Origin of the sequence: Paenibacillus sp. GYB003, assembly GCF_036577625.1 — a bacterium.
GTDB lineage: Bacteria > Bacillota > Bacilli > Paenibacillales > NBRC-103111 > Paenibacillus_AB.
Genome location: NZ_JARBDC010000075.1, coordinates 119,291 through 139,034 on the forward strand (window position 1 = coordinate 119,291; position 19,744 = coordinate 139,034).

The window sequence follows — 19,744 nt, forward strand, 5'->3', positions numbered from 1 at the left end:
GGGGGTTTTCGCCGTTCCCGGAAAAAGCGGGGGCAGAGCATCGAATGGCAGCCAGAAAATCCGCGCCTGGAATCGATTCTAAATGATTATATTGATATATCAGATAAGATATAAATTGGTGATTGACATATAAATGATATGACAATATACTAGGTTGTGTTAGCGCATTCATTCCGCATGCGCGACGCGAGGGCAGCCGGTCATGCGAAGCGTCGAATAGTGGCGGCGCTTCAGCCGGAAGGCGGGGGGCGACAATGAGAGCAAGCGGGCGTGCTGTCGAGGGGCGACCGACCGGCTTGCAGTGTCAAAGCGCCTCGGATTCGCGAGCGTTAGACGAGGGGACCGGCGACAATGAAAGCGGTTGCAAAAAAAGCGAGCCGTCCGCTTACGGCAGCCTGTTGGCGGTTACCGCTATCCAAACGGCGCGCAAAGATCGTTTTGCGCCGGGTAAGCGCTGCACCTTTTTTTGCGGGCGGGTCGTCCCGTTTGTTGCCGGCGGCTTCGAATGCGGTTCGATTGCGGGCGCGTTATCGGCGCAGCGCGGGCAGATTTTTGGAAATCCGGAAGTAAAAAAAGCGGGGGTGATTCGTTCGGTGCAACGACTATGGGAGAAGCGGGCGGACGAAGCGCAGGAGGCGCTGGACGACTTGTTCTGGAACGATTCGCTCGGCATGTACGACATCGAGTTCCCCGTCACGGCCGAAACGGACCAGACGATCTTCCACTATTGGTGGATGGCGCATGCGGTCGACGTGCTGGTCGACGGGTATTTGCGAACGGGCAGCGAGCGGTACGAGCGGCGGCTGGCGGCGATTCACGGCGGGATTGCAAGGCGCAACGGAGGAGCTTGGCCGAACGAGCTGTACGACGACATGGAGTGGATGGCGCTCGCCTGGCTCCGCGCATACGGGGCGACGGGCGAGCCGTCGTACCGGCAGGCGGCGCTCGAGCTGTGGGATGACATCCAAACCGGCTGGAACGGTCATATGGGCGGCGGCATCGCTTGGCGGAAGTCGCAAACCGATTACAAAAACACGCCGGCGAACGCCCCGGCGGCCATATTGGCGGCGCGTTTGCACCGGGCGTTCGGGCAGGCGGAAAGCTTGGACTGGGCACGCCGCATTTACGACTGGCAGCGCGACCGTTTGGTCGATCCGGCGACCGGCTTCGTCTGGGACGGCATAAACCGCAAAGGCGACGGAAGCATCGACAAAGACTGGAAGTTTACGTACTGCCAGGGCGTCTTTATCGGCGCGGCCGTCGAGCTGTACCGGATCGCCGGCGATGGCCGGTATTTGCGCGACGCCCTTCGCACCTACGAAGCCGCGAAGCGGGAGCTGGCCGATCCGGCGACCGGCTTGCTGCCGGACGAAGGAAGCGGCGACGGCGGGCTGTTCAAGGGCATCTTCGTGCGCTATGCCGCGGAGCTGGCCGACGTCGCGCCTCCCGGCGACGCCGACGATGTGTCCGCTTTGATCGCGGCGAACGCGGAAACGTTATGGCGCAGCGGGAAGATGCCCGACGCCGCGCTGTTCGGCACGGATTGGGCGTCCGCGCCGGGCAGTCCGGTTCCGTTAAGCGCGCAGCTGAGCGCGGCGAAGCTGCTCGAGCAGGCGGCCCGGCTGGCCGGCCGCGTCCGCGGCGAATCGGCGCCATCCATTTTTTCGACAAGGGGGACATAACGATGCGACATCAGGGCAAAATAGCCGCTGCCGCCGGGTTGGCGCTTTTGGCCGCCTTCGCCTCGGCATGCGCGAAAACGCCGGACGGGAAGCCGAGCGACGGGGAGCAGGCGGCGCAGAGCGGCGAGCCGGTCGAGCTTGTTTTTTTCTCGACCAGCCGGGATTCCGAGGAAAGCTTCGACCAGCGGTTCGGCGACGCGATCCGCAACAAGTTTCCGAATTACACGATCAAATACATTCCGGACAAAGGCAGCACGCTGGACGATCTGATGCTGACCGGGCAGACGTTCGACATCCATTGGGATTCGATCGGCGTATTGGCGAAGCCGCTGCTCAACTACAATTTCCAATACGACATGACCGAGCTGATCAAAAAGCATCAAATCGATTTGTCGCGCATCGAGGATATGCCGCTCGACGCGATGCGAAAGCTGTCGAACGGAGGCTTGTACGGCTTGCCGGTGACGAACAACAACCTCGCCCTGTTTTACAACAAAGATTTGTTCGACAAATTCGGGGTTTCGTATCCGAAGGACGGCATGACGTGGGACGAAATTCTCGAGCTGGCGCAAAAAATGTCCCGCACCGAAGGCGGCGTTGGGTATATCGGCCTCGGCATGTCGCCGCTGCACATGATGCGGATGAACCAGCTGTCGGTGCCGTATATCGACCCGAAAACCGGTCAGGCCGCGGTCAATACCGACCAGTGGAAGACGCTGTTCCAATCCGTGTTCGATCGGGTGGCGGCTCAGCCCGGCTTCAAAGAATTCATCCAGCAAAAAAACTATTTCCCCGGCAATGACTTGCGGGAGATGGCCAAAGACAAAGTGATGGCGATGTCGATCTTCCTGTCCGGCTACAGCGTGCGGCCGAAAGATATGGGCGACGTCAATTGGGACATGGTTTCGCTGCCGACGATGAAGGAGGCGCCGGGCGTCGGCTCGCAGGCGTATCCGACTTACTTTTCGGTGACGCGGATGAGCAAGCATAAGGATCAGGCGATGGAAGTGATCAAATTTTTGACGTCGGACGAATACCAGCTGGACATGTCGCGCAAAGGAATGATGACGATCCTGAAGGACGAGTCGGTCAAAAAGGCGTTCGGCGCCGATGCGCCCGAGAAGGGCAAAAACTATTATTCGGTATTCGTAAACCGGTTCGCCGCCACTCCGGTTAAAACGAAGTACGATTCGCAGGCGGAAAGCTTGCTGTACAAAGAAATTTTCGAATATTTGAAAGGGACGACCGATTTGAACAGCGCGCTGCGAAAAGCCGAGGAAGAGGTTAACAAAATGCTGGCCGAGGAAAAAGCGAAAAGCGGCGGCTGAACGTTGGCATTCTGCTCGGCGTTGCTGTCGCGGCGCTTTGGCGCCCCCGCGGCCTTTCCCGCCGGCGGGTTCGTCCGCGGCGTTTTCCGCGGCTGCCGCCGGGAGGCCCGGTTGTGCGGCGCTTCGCGTGCGAGCCGTTCCGCGCAACGTTCACAAAGTGCTCGTTTGTCCCCCTCCGACCGCTTTCGGTATAATACGGATAAACGATGCGGACGGGGGAACGAGCGCTATGGACGGGCACCGAGAACGGCTGAAGGCAGCGCGGGCGTTTATCGAAACGGCTTACGCGGAGCTGGGCAAAAGCGCGGAGGAAACGGAGCGCCGGCTTCGCGAAGCGGAACGCGACATCGCGGAGAAGGGCCGCTACGACCATACGGAGGAGGAGCTGCGACACGGCGCCCGGGTCGCTTGGCGCAACAGCAACCGGTGCATCGGCCGGCTGTTTTGGGATTCGCTGCACGTGCGGGACGCCCGCGAAGCGGATACGGAGGAGCGGATCGCGGAGGCGCTGCTGGACCATATCGCGTACGCCACGAACGGCGGCAAAATTCGTCCGCTCCTTACCGTATTCCGTCCGGCGGCCGATCCGCGCGGGCCGATCCGCATCCGGAATTACCAGCTGATCCGCTATGCCGGCTACGAGACGGAGAACGGCATCGTGGGCGATCCGGACTCGGTCGCGTTTACGAAGCTTTGCATGGAGCTCGGCTGGGAAGGAGGGGGGACCGCCTTCGACGTTCTGCCGCTCGTCGTGCAGATCGGGGAGCGGACGCCCCGCCTGTTTCCGATCCCGCGGGACCTTGTGCTCGAGGTGCCCCTGATTCATCCGGAGCTGCCCGCCTTCGCCGACTTGCGGCTGAAATGGTACGCCGTGCCGATCGTTTCGAACATGCGGCTGGAAATCGGCGGCGTTTCGTATACGGCTGCTCCGTTCAACGGCTGGTATATGGGCACGGAGATCGGGGCGCGAAATTTGGCCGACGCGCATCGCTACGACTTGCTTCCGCGGGTGGCGGAGCTGATGGGACTGGACACGTCGCGGGAGTCGCTGCTGTGGCGCGACAAGGCGCTGGTCGAGCTGAACGTCGCCGTCCTGCACTCGTACAAGACGCGCGGCGTCAGCATCGTCGATCATCATACGGCGGCGCGGCAGTTCGCGCAATTCGAGCAGCGGGAGAGAGGATGCGGCCGCGATGTGACGGGAGACTGGACTTGGCTCGTGCCGCCGGTTTCTCCCGCGACGACCCATCTGTTCCACAGCCATTACGACAACCGCATCGCGACGCCGAACTTCTTCTACCAGGAGGCGCTGCCGACGGCCGTGTCGGAAGCGGAGCCTTGCCCGAGAGGGTAAAAGCCGCGGAGGCACCGTTCTTCGTATGTCATGCGCCTTCGGGCATGGGATACGATTAGCAGTCTTCTGAGCCCCTTATTTTTGACAAAACGGCTCTTTCGGAGAAATAGAAGATGTTGGAGACGCTTATCTTCAACGTTTCTCTAAAGTCCCGAGGAACGCTTTTTGTACGAAATAAGAGGCGCAAAAGGCCGCTATTTTCGTGTGGGGGCCGATCGGACCGAATTAAGATGCTCCAAAGACTGTTAATTTGCCGGATTTGAAGCGCAGCGAGTCCTATTTCCGTTTGCAGTTGCGGGGACCTCGTCATGACATGGGCTTAAGAAGCCCCTGATATTCCATGGGAAAAGGGAGCAGGCATACCTGCTCCCTTCGCTTCCTTCCTTACCGCTGCCCCGAGGACAATTTCCCGTTCCCTGGTTATCTTCGACCTGAAGGGCCACCCTCGGCCATGCGGGGCAGGCTCGACCCAGCCAGTGACTCCGGGCCACGCAAGCAGATTACCTCGATCTCGCATATCATCTTCGACCTTGCAGGTTTGCGGTCGCCGGTCACGAGCGCTGCGCTCACGCCGCGTTCGGACGGAAGCCGGAGCGCACATCCGCCGGTTTAACGATTATTCGCGCTCTCCAAATACCGGATGTCCGCGAGCAGCAAGCTTGCAAAGCCCGCGTCGATCTGCTTGCCCGCCTGGGCGTTCACTTCGTTTTCGAGCGCATGAAGCGTCTGCAGCGCCTGCTCGTTGTCGCCCTGCTTCTTCCGGAGCTGTTCCGCCTTCGCGAGCAAGCTTTGCAAAACGCCCCGGTTGGCAATCCAACCTTTCTCGCCCGCCGTACGCAGCACGTCGCCCAGTTGGTCGACGCCGACGACGACTTCGAAAGCGAACGATTTCGTCGTCGTATTCCCCGCATGGTCCGCAGCCGTAACGCGGAGCGTATGCCCGCCGACCGATAACGTAAGCGGCTCGATAACGATCGGGCCGCCGATCGCCGCACCGTCCAGCTCGTACACGGCGCTCGCCACTCCGCTCAGCGGGTCGGCGACATGTACGTCGATGGCGATCGGGGCCGTTTGGTAAACGGAGCCGGTGACGGTCGCTTCCACGGCCGGTCCGCTCTTGTCGATGCGCACGGTGGCCGTGCGGGCGGCTTCCTCGTTCCCGGCCGCGTCCACGCTGTAATACCGGATCGTGTGCGTACCTTCGGACTCGATCAGGATCGTGCGGCCTTCGGCGTAAGGCGCGCCGTCGACGCTGTAAAACGTCTTGGCGACGCCGCTTCCCTCGTCCGCGGCCGTCAGCGTGACCGTTTGCGCCGCGTTATGCCAGCCGGTCTTCGCATCGTCCGTCGTGACCGGGGGCGTTTGGTCGGCCGGGCGTTTGATGCGGATCGTTTTCGATACGTATTCGCTGGTCAGCCCGGCGTCGTCGATCATTCTCGCATAGACGACCGTTTCGCCGTCCGTACGGATCATAAGCGGAGACGCATAGTTGGTCCACGTTCCTTTGTCGCCGATGCGGTACTGGCTTCTCGCCGGAACGCCCGGCGTCTGCGAGCCGCCGCTTACGAGCGTCACCGTCACGTCCGTCTTGTTCCAGCCGGTTTCGTCCGGCGCCGGGGACAACTCGATCGTCGGCGGAGCGAGCGGGTTCGTTTCCTTCAGCGTCCAGACCGGCGTTTGCGGCTCGGGCAGCCCCAGCGCCTGGACTTTGGCGCGCACCGCTTCCTTCGTATAAGGCACCGCCCATTTATCGAAAAACGAGAGCAAGTTTTCGCCCGACAGCCGCGAAGCGGCGACGACGAACGTATCGATTTTTTGCTGATCGGTTTGCGGCAGCTCGCTCGCCGGCAGCTCGCGGTAATACGCATGCAGCGCCGTATGGAAGTCCCAGCCGTACGCGAGCTGCAGCTGCTTGAACAGGACGAGCTGTCCGAACAGGTCGAGCTGCGACGTATTGCCGTACGTTTTGCCCGGGATGTCGCTTAGGAGGTAGGCGAACGCCTTGTCGTACGAGTCTCTGCCCTGCGCGTCCCGGCTCAGCAGATTCGAAGCGTTGCCGAACTTTTCCTGCACGTACAGCGAATAAATGTTGACGGATACTTCGGTGATCGCGCTCCATTTCCACGGATTCGGCTGATACTCGTGGCCCGTTTCGTGCCAGATCCCCCAGCCTTTGTTTCGGACGTTTGCGACGTCGACGAGCCGCGCGCCCCAATTATCGAACATGATCGGGTATCCGGCGTGCGCGGAGCCGGCCGTAATCTGAACGTCGTCGACGTAGCGATACGGCAGCTCGACCGGGCTGCGATGCGGCGGCGGGCTGTCCGGAGACAAGCCGGCGAGAACATCCATATGGTCGACCATGGCGTCCCACGTTTCCATCAGCTGCGCCGGATCGTCCAGCCCGCGGATGAGGGAGGACGGTACGGTGACGACGGCGCGGCGTCCTTGCAGCTCGGCCCATGGCGCCGGGTAGCGGCGCACCGTGTTTTTCCAGTCGGCGGCGCTCGTTTGTCCGAGCACGAAATACGGCGCCTGCACGCCTCCGCTGACGGAGACGATCGCTTTCGTATCCGGCTTCGGCTGCGTCGGTATGAAGTAAATGAGGCCTCCGTACGCGCTCTGGATCGTATTCGCGCCCGGCGCGAGCGTCTGCCGCTTCGTCACGATCGGAATGCGCTCCCAAACGTCCTTGCTCGATAAATTGTCGGTATGGGTGCCGATCTGCACGTCAAGACCGGATACTCCGGCCGGTACGTCGACGACGATCGGCTTGCCCGGGGGCGCGTATAGTCCGGTGCTGATCCAGGTGCCGGGCGGCCGGTACATGCGCAAATAGCCGTAATCCGGGTAATCGAAATCGACCTCGATCGCTTTGCCGTTCACGACCTGGGCGTTTTCCGGCACGACGCCCGGAAAATGGTCGGCGAACGGCGACTTGGCGGGCGCGGCCTCCTGGCCCGTTTTGTTCAGGACGAAGGCGAGCAGCGCGCTGCTGTAAGGCGCCTTCGACCGGTCGAGCGGGAAGGAGAGGCTTGCGAGATTGCTGATATCGTTTTGAATGGCGGGATAAAGCGGACTGTTCGGCGTCAAGGCTTGAACCGTGCCGCCCAAGATGGACGCCATGATCGTCAGCTTCGTTTTCGCATCCGCGCCCGGCGGTCCGAGCTTCACCTGCCCGATATCGAGCGTGCCGGCTTCGATCGCCTTCGCCTGCGAGACGAGCGTCAGCACGTGCGCGCCGTTCGCTTGTAGGGCGGTCGGGGCGGGGAGCGTGCCGTTCGTTTTGGTCGCGGTATTGTTCATCAGCCCGAGCCCGAACACGTTCAGCAGACGCTGGATCGGGTAGTCGACGCCGAGACTCGCCGTTTTCCCTTTGTAGCTGTCGCCCAAATAATTGGAGGCGTACGTCTCGAGCACCCAGCCTTTGGCGGCGACCGCGATGCTGCCGCCGCCCCGCACGTAAGCTTCCAGGTACGGGATATCGGCGTCCGACGTTTGGAAAATCGGGAAATCGACATAGGCGACCGGGTACCGGGCCGGGTCGAGCTCGGCCGACGACCAGCTGTCGATACGTTTCAGATCGATCGGCAGCGCCGGGTTGACCTGGAACCGGCCGGACGGGGACGTCGTAATCATTTGCAGCCGGCCGCGTCCGGCGAGCGCATCCTCGTAGTCGACGACGCCCGGGTTTGCCGTTTTGCTGTCCTGCGTCAGCCACAGCAGGCTGTTGCGGACGAGCTTCAGCCTGTCCGGGTCCGACGGCTCGGAAGGCTTGAAATACAGGTCGTCGCCGGCCAAGTAAACGCGCCCTTTGCCGTATCGCGCCGCGGCGATGTTCGGAGTGGTGGACGGGCTTATGGCGACGTTGAACGCCTGTTCCCCGATGGCGCTGACGCCGCCGCTGTTCGACGACGAATACGTCGGAATGCCGGCCAAATCTTTGTACAGGACGGCCAAGTCGTTTTGCAGCGTTTCGTTCGACGTTGTCGCCGCTGCCGCCGACGGCTCGGCCGCGGCCGATTGGGCATAGGCTGCTGTCTGACCGGCTGAGGCTGCCATCGTAATCAGGCTTAGCGACACGATCGTCCATTTTTTGAACGAATGAATCATGCTCTCACCCCGCGAATCGATTTCCGGACTGACCTGCTGCTATTGTGCTGCCTAACGTTCGCGGCGTCGTTTTTCCAGGCTGACGCCGCCTTTTCGAACCGACCGTGCAATCATTCACCCCCTTTCCGGCAGGCCGGCCTTGACGGGCGGGCTTATTCCCCGGGCTCCTTCCACGTCCAAAAGTCCGCGTCCGGCTCCGGCAAGCGCAGCGCCGCCACTTCCGCCCTCGCTTCCTCGGTATAGGGCCAGCCCCATTTGTCGAAAAACGTCAGCAAATTGTCGCCGCTCACCCGGCTCATCATGACGACCAGTCGGTCGAGCTTCTGCCCGTCGGTGCGCGGCAGCTCCTCCTCGGGCAGCTCGCGGTAGGCGACGTGCAGCCTCGTATAGAAGTCCATGCCGTACTTGAGCTGCAGCTGCCGAAGCATGACCAGCCGTTCGAAAAAGCCGATGTCGCCGAAATGCTTTCCCGGCTTCTCGCTGTTGACGAACTCGAGCGCGTTGTCGTAGTGCGTCCGGCCTTCCTTGTCGGCGGTAAACAGCCGGGACCGGTTGCCGTAACGATCCTGCATATGGAGCGAATGCAGGTTGACGGTCACCTCGACGATCAGCCCCCAAAACCACGGAACTTGCTGGTAATTGTGGCCGAGCTCGTGCCAAAATCCCCAGCCGCTTTTGACGTCGCGCACCTTGGCGAAATCGGTCGCGTCCCGGCCCGCGGGCTCGATCGGAATCATGATCGGATAGCCGGCGTGCATGTAGCCGGCGCTGATTTGCCGGTCGGCGACGATCCGGTGCGGACGGTTCGGGCTCCGATGCGGCAGCGGGTTATCCGGCGCGACGCCGATCAGCCGGTCGAATTGGTCGACCATCGCGTCCCAATCCGCCATCAGCCGCCGCGGGTTTTCCAGCTCGCGCACGCAGTCGGACGGAAGCGTCAAAATGATGCGCGCGCCCCGCAGCTCGGCTACCGGCGCGGGAGCTCCGCGCAGCGTGCGGTTCCACGCCTCGTCGCTCGTCTGCCCGGCGACGTAGTAAGGCGCTTGCACGGCGCCGCTCACCGTTATCGTCGCGACCGTCCCCGGCTTCGGCCGGGTCGGAATGAAGTAAACGAGTCCGCCGTACGGACTGCCGAGCCGGTTCGTTCCCGGCGCGAGCTTCGTGCGAAGCGCGATGAGGGGCGCGCGATCCCATTTGGACAGATGAAACAGCGTATCGGTATGCGAGCCGATCTGCACGTCCAAATCGTCGGTTCCGTCAGGGACGTCGAACTCGATCGTTTGTCCGGGCGGCGCGTAAAGCCCCGTGCTCTGCCAGGTTCCGGGGGCGTACAGCGTGCGCAAATAACCGAGGTCGTCGTAGCCGAAATCGACCCGCACGGGCACGTTTCGGAGGATGTCCGCGCCGTCCGCGACCCGGCCGGGAAACAGGTCGGCGTAAGGCGATTTGCCGCCGTCGGGAGCGAGGCTCGCCCGCTTAAAGCGGCGCACGAGCAAAGCTCCCGTATGCGGCATGGCGGACCGGTCGAGCGGAAGCGGGACGTCCGGCAAGCTTCGTTCGTCTTCTTGAATGCGCCGGTAGAGCGGGCTGGCGTCCGTCAACGACTCGATCGTTCGGCTGAGCACGGCCATGACGGCTTCCGTTTTTTGTTTGGCGTTCGCCTCTAGCGGTCCGATCGGGATGTCTTCGATGGAAAGCGCGCCGGCTTCGACCGATTTCGCTTTGTCGAGCAGGAAAAGAGCGTGCGCATGCATCGCTCTTTCCGCGGAAAGCTTCGGCAGCGGGTCGGCGGCGCTCCAAACGGCCACATTGCCGAGCAAGCCGAGCCCGGCTTTGTTCAGCAGCTTTTGCAGCGGATATTCGTTTAACGGAATCGGGCGGCCGGCCGGGGAAAGCTTCTCCTCGAGCTCCCACCCCTTTGCGGCGACGATGACGGCTCCGCCGCTCTTGATATAGGCTTCGGCAAACGGTACGTCGGACTCGCTCAGCGATTCGTCAAGCAAGGCGAGCGGATACCGCCGCGGGTCCGGGCGCTCGGCCGCCCAACTTGCAAGGCGGACCGGTTCGAAGGAGGAGGAAGCCCTCGCTTCGCGCGATGCGGGAAGCAGGATGGCGATTTTGCCGCCGAAGACCGGGCCGCTGTCTTGCGTAAGCCAAGCCGTTACGTTACGCGTCAACGACTCCCGCGCGCCATCTCCGGCCGCGGCGATATCGAAGCAGCTTTCGTGTCCGGCCGCGACAACGCGACCGTCTCCGTAACGCGCTGCGGCTATAAACGGGGTGGAGCGGCCCGCCGCGACCGGAAACGCCGTTTCGCCTATGGCGGTGACGCCTCCGGTTTCCGCGAACGTCGGGATGCCGTCCAAGCCTTGATAGAACAAGTCCAAATCGCTGTCGAGCTTTTCCAAAAAAAATCGCATGTTCACTCGGCTCCTTTTTTGTTGAAACGTTTCAATCATTAAGAAAAAAACGATGTTCGGTCGAATTCGGTTGCGCCGCCGCGTCCCGGGCGGGAAGTCGTAAAAACGCTTACAAAATCATGTGTCGCAGAATCGTCCGCCGACGCTTTGCATAGCCGTTCGTCCGGGGTCGTCGCCCAATAATCGGTCGCCGGAATCGAGGCTTGCGGCCGATCGCTATGTTTGCGCTACGCGGATGACGGGCATACGTCGAAGCTGTGTGAGGTTGGGCGGAGAAAGTTGAAGATGATGTTGAAACGTTTCAATCTTAAACCGTAATCGATCGATTGTCAATATTATACATCGGCAAAAACAAAAGCACCCGATCCGGCGGTCGAGTGCCTTTGTCTTAAACGTTTGGTGTCAACGAAATCGGTACCCGTTTAACGGGACGTTCCGCTTTAGCTGCGCTGTCCGCCGACCAGCTCCGGCACGGTGACGAACGTATAGCCTTGCTGCTTCAAATAATCGATCAATTGCGGCAGCAGCTCGACGGTGTTGTCCAGCTTGCCGTCTTTGCCGCCGAAGCAGTGCATCAGGATTATGCCTTCCGGCTTCGTATGCTTTTTGACGTTTTCCAGCATTTCGCTCGGAGGCGTGCCCGCCCAGTCGCGGGTGTCCACGGTCCAGCCGATCAGCCGGCGCCGCTCGGCTTCGACAATTTTCTTCACGTTGTCGTCGGCCGCTCCGTACGGAGGGCGGAACAGATCGGTCGTCGTACCGAGCGTCTTGCGGATCGCCTCGTCCGTTTTGACGATTTCGTCGCGGACTTGCTCCGCCGTCCGTTTCGTCAATTTGGCGTGATCCCACGAATGGTTGCCGACGGCGTGGCCTTCCTTGACGATCCGCTTCAGCATTTCGCCGTTTCGCGACACTTGAACGCCGACGACGAAAAAGGTCGCCTTCACGTCGCATTTTTTCAGCTCGTCGAGAATAAGCGGCGTATACTTCGGGTCCGGTCCGTCGTCGAACGTCAGCGCGACCCGCTTCACTTTGACCGGCGGCTTCGCCGGTTGGCCCGCGGATTCGTCGACGGTCCGTTCGCGCTGAACGGCCGCCTCCGCAGCGGCCGCCGATTCGTTTCCGGCGCCGCCCGGCGTCTTGCGATCCGCGGAGATATCCGTATGCGACACGGACGGAGCGGCCGCCGTTTTCGCCGGCGCGGCGACGGTATCCGGCGGTTTCGCCCCGGCCTTGTCCCCGATCGCGAGCGCTAAGCTCTCATCGCCCGATACGAGGGCGGTCTCGCTCGTGTAGCCGGTAAAAATAAGCAGCATGATTCCGCAAACGGCAAGCAATTTCCAGCCTCTGTGTCTCCCCATATCCTTTCGTATCCTCTCTCTATCGGTCGCGCCGTTTTCATATTCTATTAGACGTCGGGCGAGGGCTGCAAGTTTTGCAAGTTTCGAGCCGGTTCAACATTTTTTTGCGAGGTTCCCGGTAACGAAACCGGTACTGTCGGCATTTGTTTCTCTTTGTCGGGAATGGTACATTAATCATGGTAGAATAAACCGGAGAAAACAAAGAGGGCTGCTATGAAACCTATTATGCGGAAGGCGATATTGGCCGGCGGCGTCGTGCTCGGCGCCTGGCTCATTTCGGCGGAGCAGGCGAGCGCCGACACGTATACGGCGAAGGTGGCGGCGGATACGCTCAACGTCCGCGCGGAGCCGGCAGGCCGTTCGAGCATTGTAGGCTCGCTCGCCAAAGGAGCGACCGTAACCGTTTCCGAGGAATCGTACGGCTGGGCGAAAGTGCAGACGGGCAACAAAACGGGCTGGGTCGCGGCCCACTATTTGATCAAAACGGGCGGTGCGAAGCCGGCTCCGAAGGGCGGCGTCAAAGTCGCCGCAGCGGGTACGGCGAAGACCGCGGGGACCGCGGCGGCCGGTGCGAAGGAAGGCGTCGTCACGGCGGACAAGCTGTGGCTGCGGGAAGGTCCGGGAACGGACAGCGAAGCGAAACAGCTGCTGCTCAAAGGGACGCGGCTGCGCATCACGGACAGCCGGAACGGCTGGATGCAGGTGCGGACGACGGGCGGCGCGGCCGGTTGGGTATCCGCGCGCTACGTGGACGAGTCCGGCGGCGTTCAAACGGCGGCGGTCCGGAACGGAGGCGGGCTGAAAGGCAAGCTGATCGTTCTCGATCCCGGCCACGGCGGCGACGACCCGGGCGTCATCGGGACGACGTACAAGACCGAGGAGAAGAAGATCAACTTGAGCACCGCGCAATTTGTCGCCGAGGAGCTGCGCCGCGCCGGCGCCCGGGTCGTCATGACCCGGACCGCCGACAAGGAGCAGCCCGAGCTGTCCGAGAGGGCGGAGGCGAGCAACAAGCAGCGGGCGGACGCTTTCGTCAGCATCCATTACAACGCCTCGCCGAAAAAAGTGTCCGGCACGCTCGTTTACTACTACTCCGTATCGAAAGACCGGGCGCTTGCCCGAAGCATCGAAGCGAGCCTCGCGAAAAGCGGCGGTCTGAAAAGCAACGGCATCTCGTTCGGCGATTACCACGTGCTGCGGGAAAACGATCGCCCTTCGGTATTGCTCGAGCTCGGGTTTTTGACCGATTCCCGCGACGAATCGGTCGTGCGCAAAAACGACTACCAGCGAAAGGCGGCGGCCGCCGTCGTTGCGGGATTGGCCGATTATTTCGCCGACTGATCGCGGACCGAAATCATTCGCATAGATTCGCCCGAACGGATGGGTCGGGATTGTCGGCCGGACGGCGGGATACGCCCGAATGCCTCGCAGGGAAACAGCCGGCCGGGCGAATCCTTTCCCATAAACGCAGCGAACGCGCACCTGGACAGGTGCGCGTCGTTTTGCGTTTATGGGACTTTTGCCGCATGCGGCTGTGGCAGAAACGCGAGGGGGGCGCGGATAAGAGACGTTTGGGTCTTCTATTTTTGGCGCTAATACCGATAAGCGGGAAAAGACCGCCCGCAGGCGGTCGGTTCATAAGCGATTTTGAAATTTTCCCTGTGTATATTATACCACATCATTAAAATGAAAAACAGCCTTGAGATTCCCTGATTTTTCCTAATATAGTATGAATATTAGGCTGGAGGAGGGCTGGTATTGAGCGAATTAAACTTCGGCAAGACGAGCAGCATGAAGGAAATCGCGGCGTCCGTCCGCTGGGCGGCGGGAGTCGTCGCCCGGGCCGCTCCTTGGCAGGCGGCGGGGCTGACGGCGTTGGCCGTCGTGGAAGGCTTGTCCCCGGTGTTTTCGATCTATGTCACGCAGCATCTCATCGATTCGGTGATTGCGGCGGCGGGGCGAGGACGGGAAGGACTGACGGCCGTGCTGCCATGGTTGTTCGCGTTTGCGGTTTCGCTATCGCTCGGGTATGAAGTTTTGTGGAGATTTCGGGACCCGCTGCTGACCCGGCTGCGGCAGCGGACTCATTACGTTTTGGAAAAAAGACGACTGGCCCACGCCTCCGAGCTGCCGCTGACGTTTTTCGAAGAAAGTGCTTCCTACGATCGTCTGGCGCGAAGCTCCGAACCGGGCCGGAAAATAGCCGAGCTATTACAAAACGTGCTGTTCACGGCAAAAGGAGCGATCAGCGTCGCCGGCGTGGCCGCATTGTTCTGGAACGTATCGCCTACGCTGGCCGCGGCTCTCGTCGCCGTCATCTTGCCGAGAGCGATCTACGGCTCGAAAAGCCAGCGGCAATGGATGAGCTTCACGTACGATCAGACCGAGGAGCAGCGGCGTTCCTCCTATGTGAGCGGGCTGCTGACGGGGCGCGGCCAGCAGAAGGAATTGCGCACGTTCGACTTGTCCGGGACGCTGTCCGGACGATGGGAGACGCTTCGGCGCGAGCAGCGCGGGCGAGCGATGCAGGTCAAAAAAAGAATGGAGCTCGGAAGCATTCCGCCCAACGCGCTGTATTGGGCAACCGAAGTCGCCGTCGTCGTCGCGCTCGCCTTGTGGCTTGCTCCGCAGCGCATTACGCCCGGCGTGTTCATGTCCTTGTTTCGCGGGGTGGGCAAAATGAACGAAGGCTCAAACAGCATCAGCTTCGGTATCGGCATGCTGCATAAATGCTCGATCGACGTCGGCTATGTTCGCGACTTTTTGCAGATTCCGGCGGACAGCGCCCAAGAAGGGGATAAACCGTTTCCTTCCCCGCTCGTCGACGGCATCCGGCTGAACGGGGTTTCCATCGCTTATCCCGGCCGGGAACGCCCCGTCCTGCATAAGCTCGATTTGCATCTGCGGCCGGGCGAGCGAGTGGCGCTCGTCGGGGAAAACGGCGCGGGCAAAAGCACGCTCGTCAAGCTGCTGCTCGGACTTTACAAGCCCGACGAAGGGACGATTACCGCCGACGGCGTCGATTACGCCGAGCTTTCCCGCGAAAGCCTGCACGAGCACGTATCGGCGGTTTATCAAGATTATTACAAATTCGCTTTTACCGCTGCCCAAAGCATAGCCATGCGCGAAACGTCGGCGGCGGGATCGGGCGCAGACGCCGAACCGTTCCCGGTAGAGCCGGAAAGCCCCGCATCCTTCGACCGGGTTCGAGCGGCGGCCGGGAAAGGCGGGGCCCACGCCTTCATTGCGGAGCTGCCGCAAGGGTACGATACGCCGATCGGCAAGCTGTACGACGGCAGCCGCGAGCTGTCGGAAGGACAATGGCAGCGCATCGCGATCAGCCGCACCTTCATGCGGGATCCGCAGCTGCTCGTGCTCGACGAGCCGACGGCGGCGCTGGACGCGAAGGCGGAAGCGGACATCTACGCCCGGTTCGTGTCGGCCGCCCAAGATCGGGCCGTGCTGCTGATCAGCCATCGGCTCGGTTCGGCGCGGCTGGCCGACCGCATCATCGTGCTGCAGGACGGGCGCATCGTCGAAGACGGCAACCATGAGCAGCTGCTCCGGGCAAACGGCGTTTACGCGCAAATGTGGGAGGTGCAGGCCGGATGGTACCGTTAAAACGGCTGGGCGTACTCGTTACGCTGCTTCGATTCGTAAAATGGATCGTCGTCACCGATCCCCGCCGCGCCCTGATCTCCATCGGGCTGAACTTGCTGCAAGGCGTCTTTCCGGCGATCCACGTCTACTTGGCGGCGGGCATCTTCGGACAAATCATGCACGTATACGACGGAACGTCAGGCGTGCGGCCGCTGATGGAATGGATCGCGATATGGGCGTTCGCGTCGCTGCTGCAGCTGTTCATTCGCCCGCTCGAAGCGGTATATACGGAACGGCTCAGGCAGGAGATGGAGGACAGTCTGCTCCGCCGGCTGCAGGATAAGGCGGCCCGGCTTCGGCTGGAAGCGTTCGAGCGGGCGGATTTTTACGACCTGCTGACGCGGGCGCGGTTTATGGCGGGACCCGGTCAGTTTCTCAATTTGCTGTGGGAGTTTTACCGGCTGTTGACGTCGGCCGTCAAAGTGATTTCCGTCGCGCTGCTCGTCGCCGCATGGAACGGCTGGCTGCTGCTCGCGCTCGTCGTCGTGGCGCTGCCCGAGCCGATCGCCGGCTTCATCCAGGCCAAATCGGCTTTCTTCCTCAAGCGCAAGCAGACCGAACCGGAGCGGGTGATGGGCTATTTGGCTTCGACGCTCGCGTCCCGCGAAGCGGCGAAGGAAGTGCGAACGTTCGACGCCGCGCCCTGGCTGATCGGCCGGTGGGAATCCCTTTACCGAAACGTGACGGATACGCTGTATCGGCAGGAGCGGGCGCAGCAGCATACGCGGGCGGCCTTGTCGGGCGCAAGCGCCATCGGACTGGCGGCCGGCGTCGGTTGGACCGCTTGGACGGTCGCGACCGGAAGCCTTACCGCCGCCGAGTTCGGAGCGATGATGTTCGCGCTGCAGCAGATGAAGGAAGGCGTAGGTCTTATTTTCGGCAGGATGGGCTTTTTTCGCGACCGGCTGCTGCGGATCGAGGATTTGTTCATTTATTTGGATTTGGGACCGGAGGAGCCGGTCGGCGGCGAATCGCCCGAATCGCTCGGGGAACTTTCGGTCGAACGTTTGTCGTACCGGTACCCGCAAAGCGACCGCGACGCGTTAAGCGACATCTCGTTCTCGCTCCGGGAAGGGGAGCGGATCGCCCTCGTCGGAAGCAACGGTTCGGGCAAAACGACGCTCGTCAAAGTTGTGCTCGGCTTGTACGCGCCGACATCGGGGCGCGTTCGCTACGGCGGCCTCGACATGGCGCGGCTGGATCTGCGACGGCTGCGCGACCGTTCCGCCGCGGTGTTCCAGGACTTTATCCGCTATGCGTTCTCGCTGCGGGACAATGTCGGCTTCGGCCGCGCGGAGCGGGCGGACGATATGGAGGCGATAAGGCGGGCGTCCTCGCTCGGAGGGGCGGACGAGGTCGCCGGGACGCTGCCGGACGGCTTCGAAACGATGCTGACCCGCCAGTTTTCGGACGGAACGGACTTGTCCGGCGGCCAGTGGCAGCGCGTGGCGATTTCGCGGGCTTTTATGCGAGACGCTCCGTTCATTGTGCTGGACGAACCGACGGCGGCGCTCGATCCGAAGGCGGAGACGGACGTGTTCGAGCGGTTTGCGGCGATGGCCGGCAGCCGGACCGCCATTCTCGTCTCGCACCGGCTCGGCATGGCCCGGCTGTGCGACCGCGTCATGGTGCTGCAGGGCGGCCGGCTGATCGAGCTCGGCACGCACGACGAGCTGCTGGCCGCGGGCGGCGAATATGCGCGGCTGTGGGCGCTGCAGTCGCAATGGTACCGGGAGTCGCCGCCGATGCAGACGGCGCGCCCGTAAACGGGCGCCGCCCGGCTTCGCGCCGCCCCCGCAAAACCGAAAGCCTTGCTCTCCGCCAAAAGAGCAAGGCTTTCGCCGATTCGGGGTCTTTGCAACCGCAAGGGAGGGCGCGCGTTACCGTTGATACGTTCCGTGGAACGACTTCCAGAATGCGCCGTTCGGATCGACAATGTCCGCCAGCTCGGAAAACGGGATGACGAATTCGGGAAAGCCGGTGGCGTACGGAGCGATCTCGTAGGGCGGGAATAAGATGTGCAGCGCGTCGTCCGTGACGTAGAACAGCTGATCGGGCGCGATCTCCTTGAAGCTGCCCGGGAAGACGTACGAATACTTCGGATCGGTTTCGATGTTGCGGCGGACGATGTCGCCGATGCGTTTCACGTAAGAACTGCCGGGCTTGAACAAGTCGGACAGCCCGTATGTCGCGCCGCTGTCCAGATCGATATGGACGAATGCCTTGGACGGCATTCCGTGGGCGGCGCCGAACGGATAATGATAGCCGTCCAGCTCGAGAACGAGCAGCTTGCCGCGAGCGAACAAAACGGCGAAGTCGCCGGTATAGCTCGCGTCCGGCTGTTGACCCGGGGGGACCGGCTTCACGGCCGACAGCCGCTTCAGGCGGTCGTTAACGCTGCGTTCCGCCTCGCGATTCGTCATTCCTTCGATCTGCGGATAATAGACCAAATAATCTTGATTCGGCTTGTATTTGACTTCGCGGACGACGTAGGGCGGGGTAAGCGGAATCGCCGCATTCGGCTTCCATACTTGCTTTCCGGTCTTGTCGAAGTACGACAGCCGCTGATCGACGTCGGCGCGGATCAGATCGTGGTCGAACGCCATCGTTCCGCTTCCCGGCAAGGCCGGGAGGTTTTGCGCCCGCCGGCCGCCGCGGTCGATCCAGTACGTCGATTCGCCCTCGGAAACCGAGGCGTAGCCGCGATCGAATTCGCCGATAGTCGAGAACCGGAAATCGGTCAGGAGGCGGCCTTCCGTATCGGCAAGCGCGTAGGTCGAGCCGATGTACGGCCGGCTCGGATCGATCGCCTTGCCGACCGCGACGCGGCCTTCCCCGAGCCGGTTCATATCGTCGTACTCCGGCCGAATGACGAACGCGCCCGTTTTGCCGATCAGTCCGTACCGGCTCTTGTCATCTTCCCCCGTGTCGACGATCGCGTAGCCGTCCTCGAACGGAAGGGCGCCGGTAAAGCGCGGCGGAATGACGACGTTTCCTTTTTCGTCCATGTATCCGTATTTCCCGTCCGCCTCTTTCCGGAACGCCAGCAGTCCGTCGCCGGGATTGCCGACGAACGCGTACGGATACGAAGCGAGCGTTGTGCCGTCGGGATCGATCAGCGCATATTCGCCGTCCTTCGTTCGAACGACCGCTTTGCCGTCCGCAAAGTCGTTCGCTTCCGAAAAGCGGGCCGGGATCGCCTCTTTGCCCTGCAAATCCAAATAACCGTACATACTTGGACCGTCCTCGCCTCGCTCGGCGAACACCGCTCTCCCTTCCCGATACGATCCGATATAGCCGTACGGCTTCGGCGTCAACGGATGGCCCAAATCGTCGATCACTTTAAAGCCTTGACCGTCGATGACGGCAGAGCGCCCTTCCGAGAACGGCGAGATCGAGTCGTAGATCGGCCGGACGACGTACCGGCCGTAAAGGTCGATAGCCCCTTGCTTGTCGCCGCGCTGGACGATCGCCAGCCGGTTCGGCTGAAAATCGTACGCGTAGTCGAACTGCGGCGCGACGGCGATGCGTCCGCTCTCGTCGATATAGCCCCACAGGTTGCCGCTCGCCGTTTTGACGGCAACCGGATACAGGAAAGGCGCGGCGGGGCGTGCCGCCGCCGACGCGCTCGCGCTGCGGACTTGCCCGATCGGGTTCGCCGAAAGGCGGGGGGCGGCCGCGGATTGTCCGAACAGCGCCACGACCGTGATTCGCAGGCCGCCGTACGGGAAGGAAACGGTGCCGTACACCGGCGCGGGCCGAAGCCGGTATCCGGAATGCCATCCGTTCGTCATGCGTGAAGCAGCTCCTTTACGATCAGGATAGA

At 62.0% G+C, this 19,744-nt stretch carries 10 protein-coding genes; 6 read left to right on the plus strand and 4 right to left on the minus strand.

Annotated elements, in window-relative coordinates; all coding sequences use genetic code 11:
- Nucleotides 1-593 precede the first annotated feature (593 nt).
- The 3 genes from PV407_RS24575 to PV407_RS24585 all read left to right on the plus strand — a co-directional run bounded on the left by PV407_RS24575 (nucleotide 594) and on the right by PV407_RS24585 (nucleotide 4,364).
- A complete protein-coding gene (locus tag PV407_RS24575; RefSeq protein WP_332092650.1) occupies nucleotides 594-1,682 on the plus strand; it encodes a glycoside hydrolase family 76 protein in 1,089 nt (362 codons plus the stop codon).
- A 2-nt stretch (nucleotides 1,683-1,684) separates the two neighbouring features.
- On the plus strand, nucleotides 1,685-3,010 hold the full coding sequence (locus PV407_RS24580) for an ABC transporter substrate-binding protein (RefSeq protein WP_332092651.1): 1,326 nt from the start codon (nucleotides 1,685-1,687) through the stop codon (nucleotides 3,008-3,010).
- Between the two features lie 229 nt (nucleotides 3,011-3,239).
- Nucleotides 3,240-4,364, plus strand: a complete 1,125-nt coding sequence (locus PV407_RS24585; protein WP_332092652.1) for a nitric oxide synthase oxygenase — start codon at nucleotides 3,240-3,242, stop codon at nucleotides 4,362-4,364.
- A 609-nt stretch (nucleotides 4,365-4,973) separates the two neighbouring features.
- On the opposite strand, the gene PV407_RS24590 is transcribed toward PV407_RS24585, so the two are convergent.
- From PV407_RS24590 to PV407_RS24600, 3 genes are all read right to left on the minus strand, one after another.
- Nucleotides 4,974-8,477 (minus strand): M60 family metallopeptidase, encoded by a 3,504-nt coding sequence (locus PV407_RS24590; RefSeq protein WP_332092653.1) that lies wholly within the window; start codon nucleotides 8,475-8,477, stop codon nucleotides 4,974-4,976.
- Nucleotides 8,478-8,629: 152 nt separating this feature from the next.
- A complete protein-coding gene (locus tag PV407_RS24595; RefSeq protein WP_332092654.1) occupies nucleotides 8,630-10,897 on the minus strand; it encodes a M60 family metallopeptidase in 2,268 nt (755 codons plus the stop codon).
- Nucleotides 10,898-11,337: 440 nt separating this feature from the next.
- Entirely contained in the window at nucleotides 11,338-12,258 is a 921-nt protein-coding gene (locus tag PV407_RS24600) for a polysaccharide deacetylase family protein (RefSeq protein ID WP_332092655.1), read from the minus strand.
- Between the two features lie 213 nt (nucleotides 12,259-12,471).
- Here PV407_RS24600 and PV407_RS24605 point away from each other — a divergent pair, with 213 nt between their 5' ends.
- The 3 genes from PV407_RS24605 (at nucleotide 12,472) to PV407_RS24615 (ending at nucleotide 17,684) form a co-directional block, all read left to right on the plus strand.
- The gene (locus PV407_RS24605) at nucleotides 12,472-13,599 is read left to right on the plus strand and encodes an N-acetylmuramoyl-L-alanine amidase (protein WP_332092656.1); all 1,128 of its coding nucleotides are present in this window, start codon (nucleotides 12,472-12,474) and stop codon (nucleotides 13,597-13,599) included.
- 417 nt (nucleotides 13,600-14,016) lie between these two features.
- Complete coding sequence (locus PV407_RS24610) at nucleotides 14,017-15,879, plus strand: ABC transporter ATP-binding protein (RefSeq protein ID WP_332092657.1); 1,863 nt, start codon at nucleotides 14,017-14,019, stop codon at nucleotides 15,877-15,879.
- On the plus strand, nucleotides 15,867-17,684 hold the full coding sequence (locus PV407_RS24615; RefSeq protein ID WP_332092658.1) for an ABC transporter ATP-binding protein: 1,818 nt from the start codon (nucleotides 15,867-15,869) through the stop codon (nucleotides 17,682-17,684). Before PV407_RS24610 ends, PV407_RS24615 begins: the two co-directional genes overlap by 13 nt.
- Before the next feature lie 114 nt (nucleotides 17,685-17,798).
- Here PV407_RS24615 and PV407_RS24620 read toward each other — a convergent pair whose 3' ends face one another.
- Entirely contained in the window at nucleotides 17,799-19,712 is a 1,914-nt protein-coding gene (locus tag PV407_RS24620; RefSeq protein ID WP_332092659.1) for a WG repeat-containing protein, read from the minus strand.
- Nucleotides 19,713-19,744 lie beyond the last annotated feature (32 nt).

Excerpts from the sequence above, each read along its gene's own strand:
- PV407_RS24580 (WP_332092651.1), top strand. The coding sequence starts at position 1,685 with ATGCGACATCAGGGCAAAATAGCCGCTGCCGCCGGGTTGGCGCTTTTG.
- PV407_RS24585 (WP_332092652.1), top strand. The coding sequence starts at position 3,240 with ATGGACGGGCACCGAGAACGGCTGAAGGCAGCGCGGGCGTTTATCGAA.
- PV407_RS24590 (WP_332092653.1), bottom strand. The coding sequence starts at position 8,477 with ATGATTCATTCGTTCAAAAAATGGACGATCGTGTCGCTAAGCCTGATT.
- PV407_RS24595 (WP_332092654.1), bottom strand. The coding sequence starts at position 10,897 with ATGCGATTTTTTTTGGAAAAGCTCGACAGCGATTTGGACTTGTTCTAT.
- PV407_RS24600 (WP_332092655.1), bottom strand. The coding sequence starts at position 12,258 with ATGGGGAGACACAGAGGCTGGAAATTGCTTGCCGTTTGCGGAATCATG.
- PV407_RS24605 (WP_332092656.1), top strand. The coding sequence starts at position 12,472 with ATGAAACCTATTATGCGGAAGGCGATATTGGCCGGCGGCGTCGTGCTC.
- PV407_RS24615 (WP_332092658.1), top strand. The coding sequence starts at position 15,867 with ATGGTACCGTTAAAACGGCTGGGCGTACTCGTTACGCTGCTTCGATTC.
- PV407_RS24620 (WP_332092659.1), bottom strand. The coding sequence starts at position 19,712 with ATGACGAACGGATGGCATTCCGGATACCGGCTTCGGCCCGCGCCGGTG.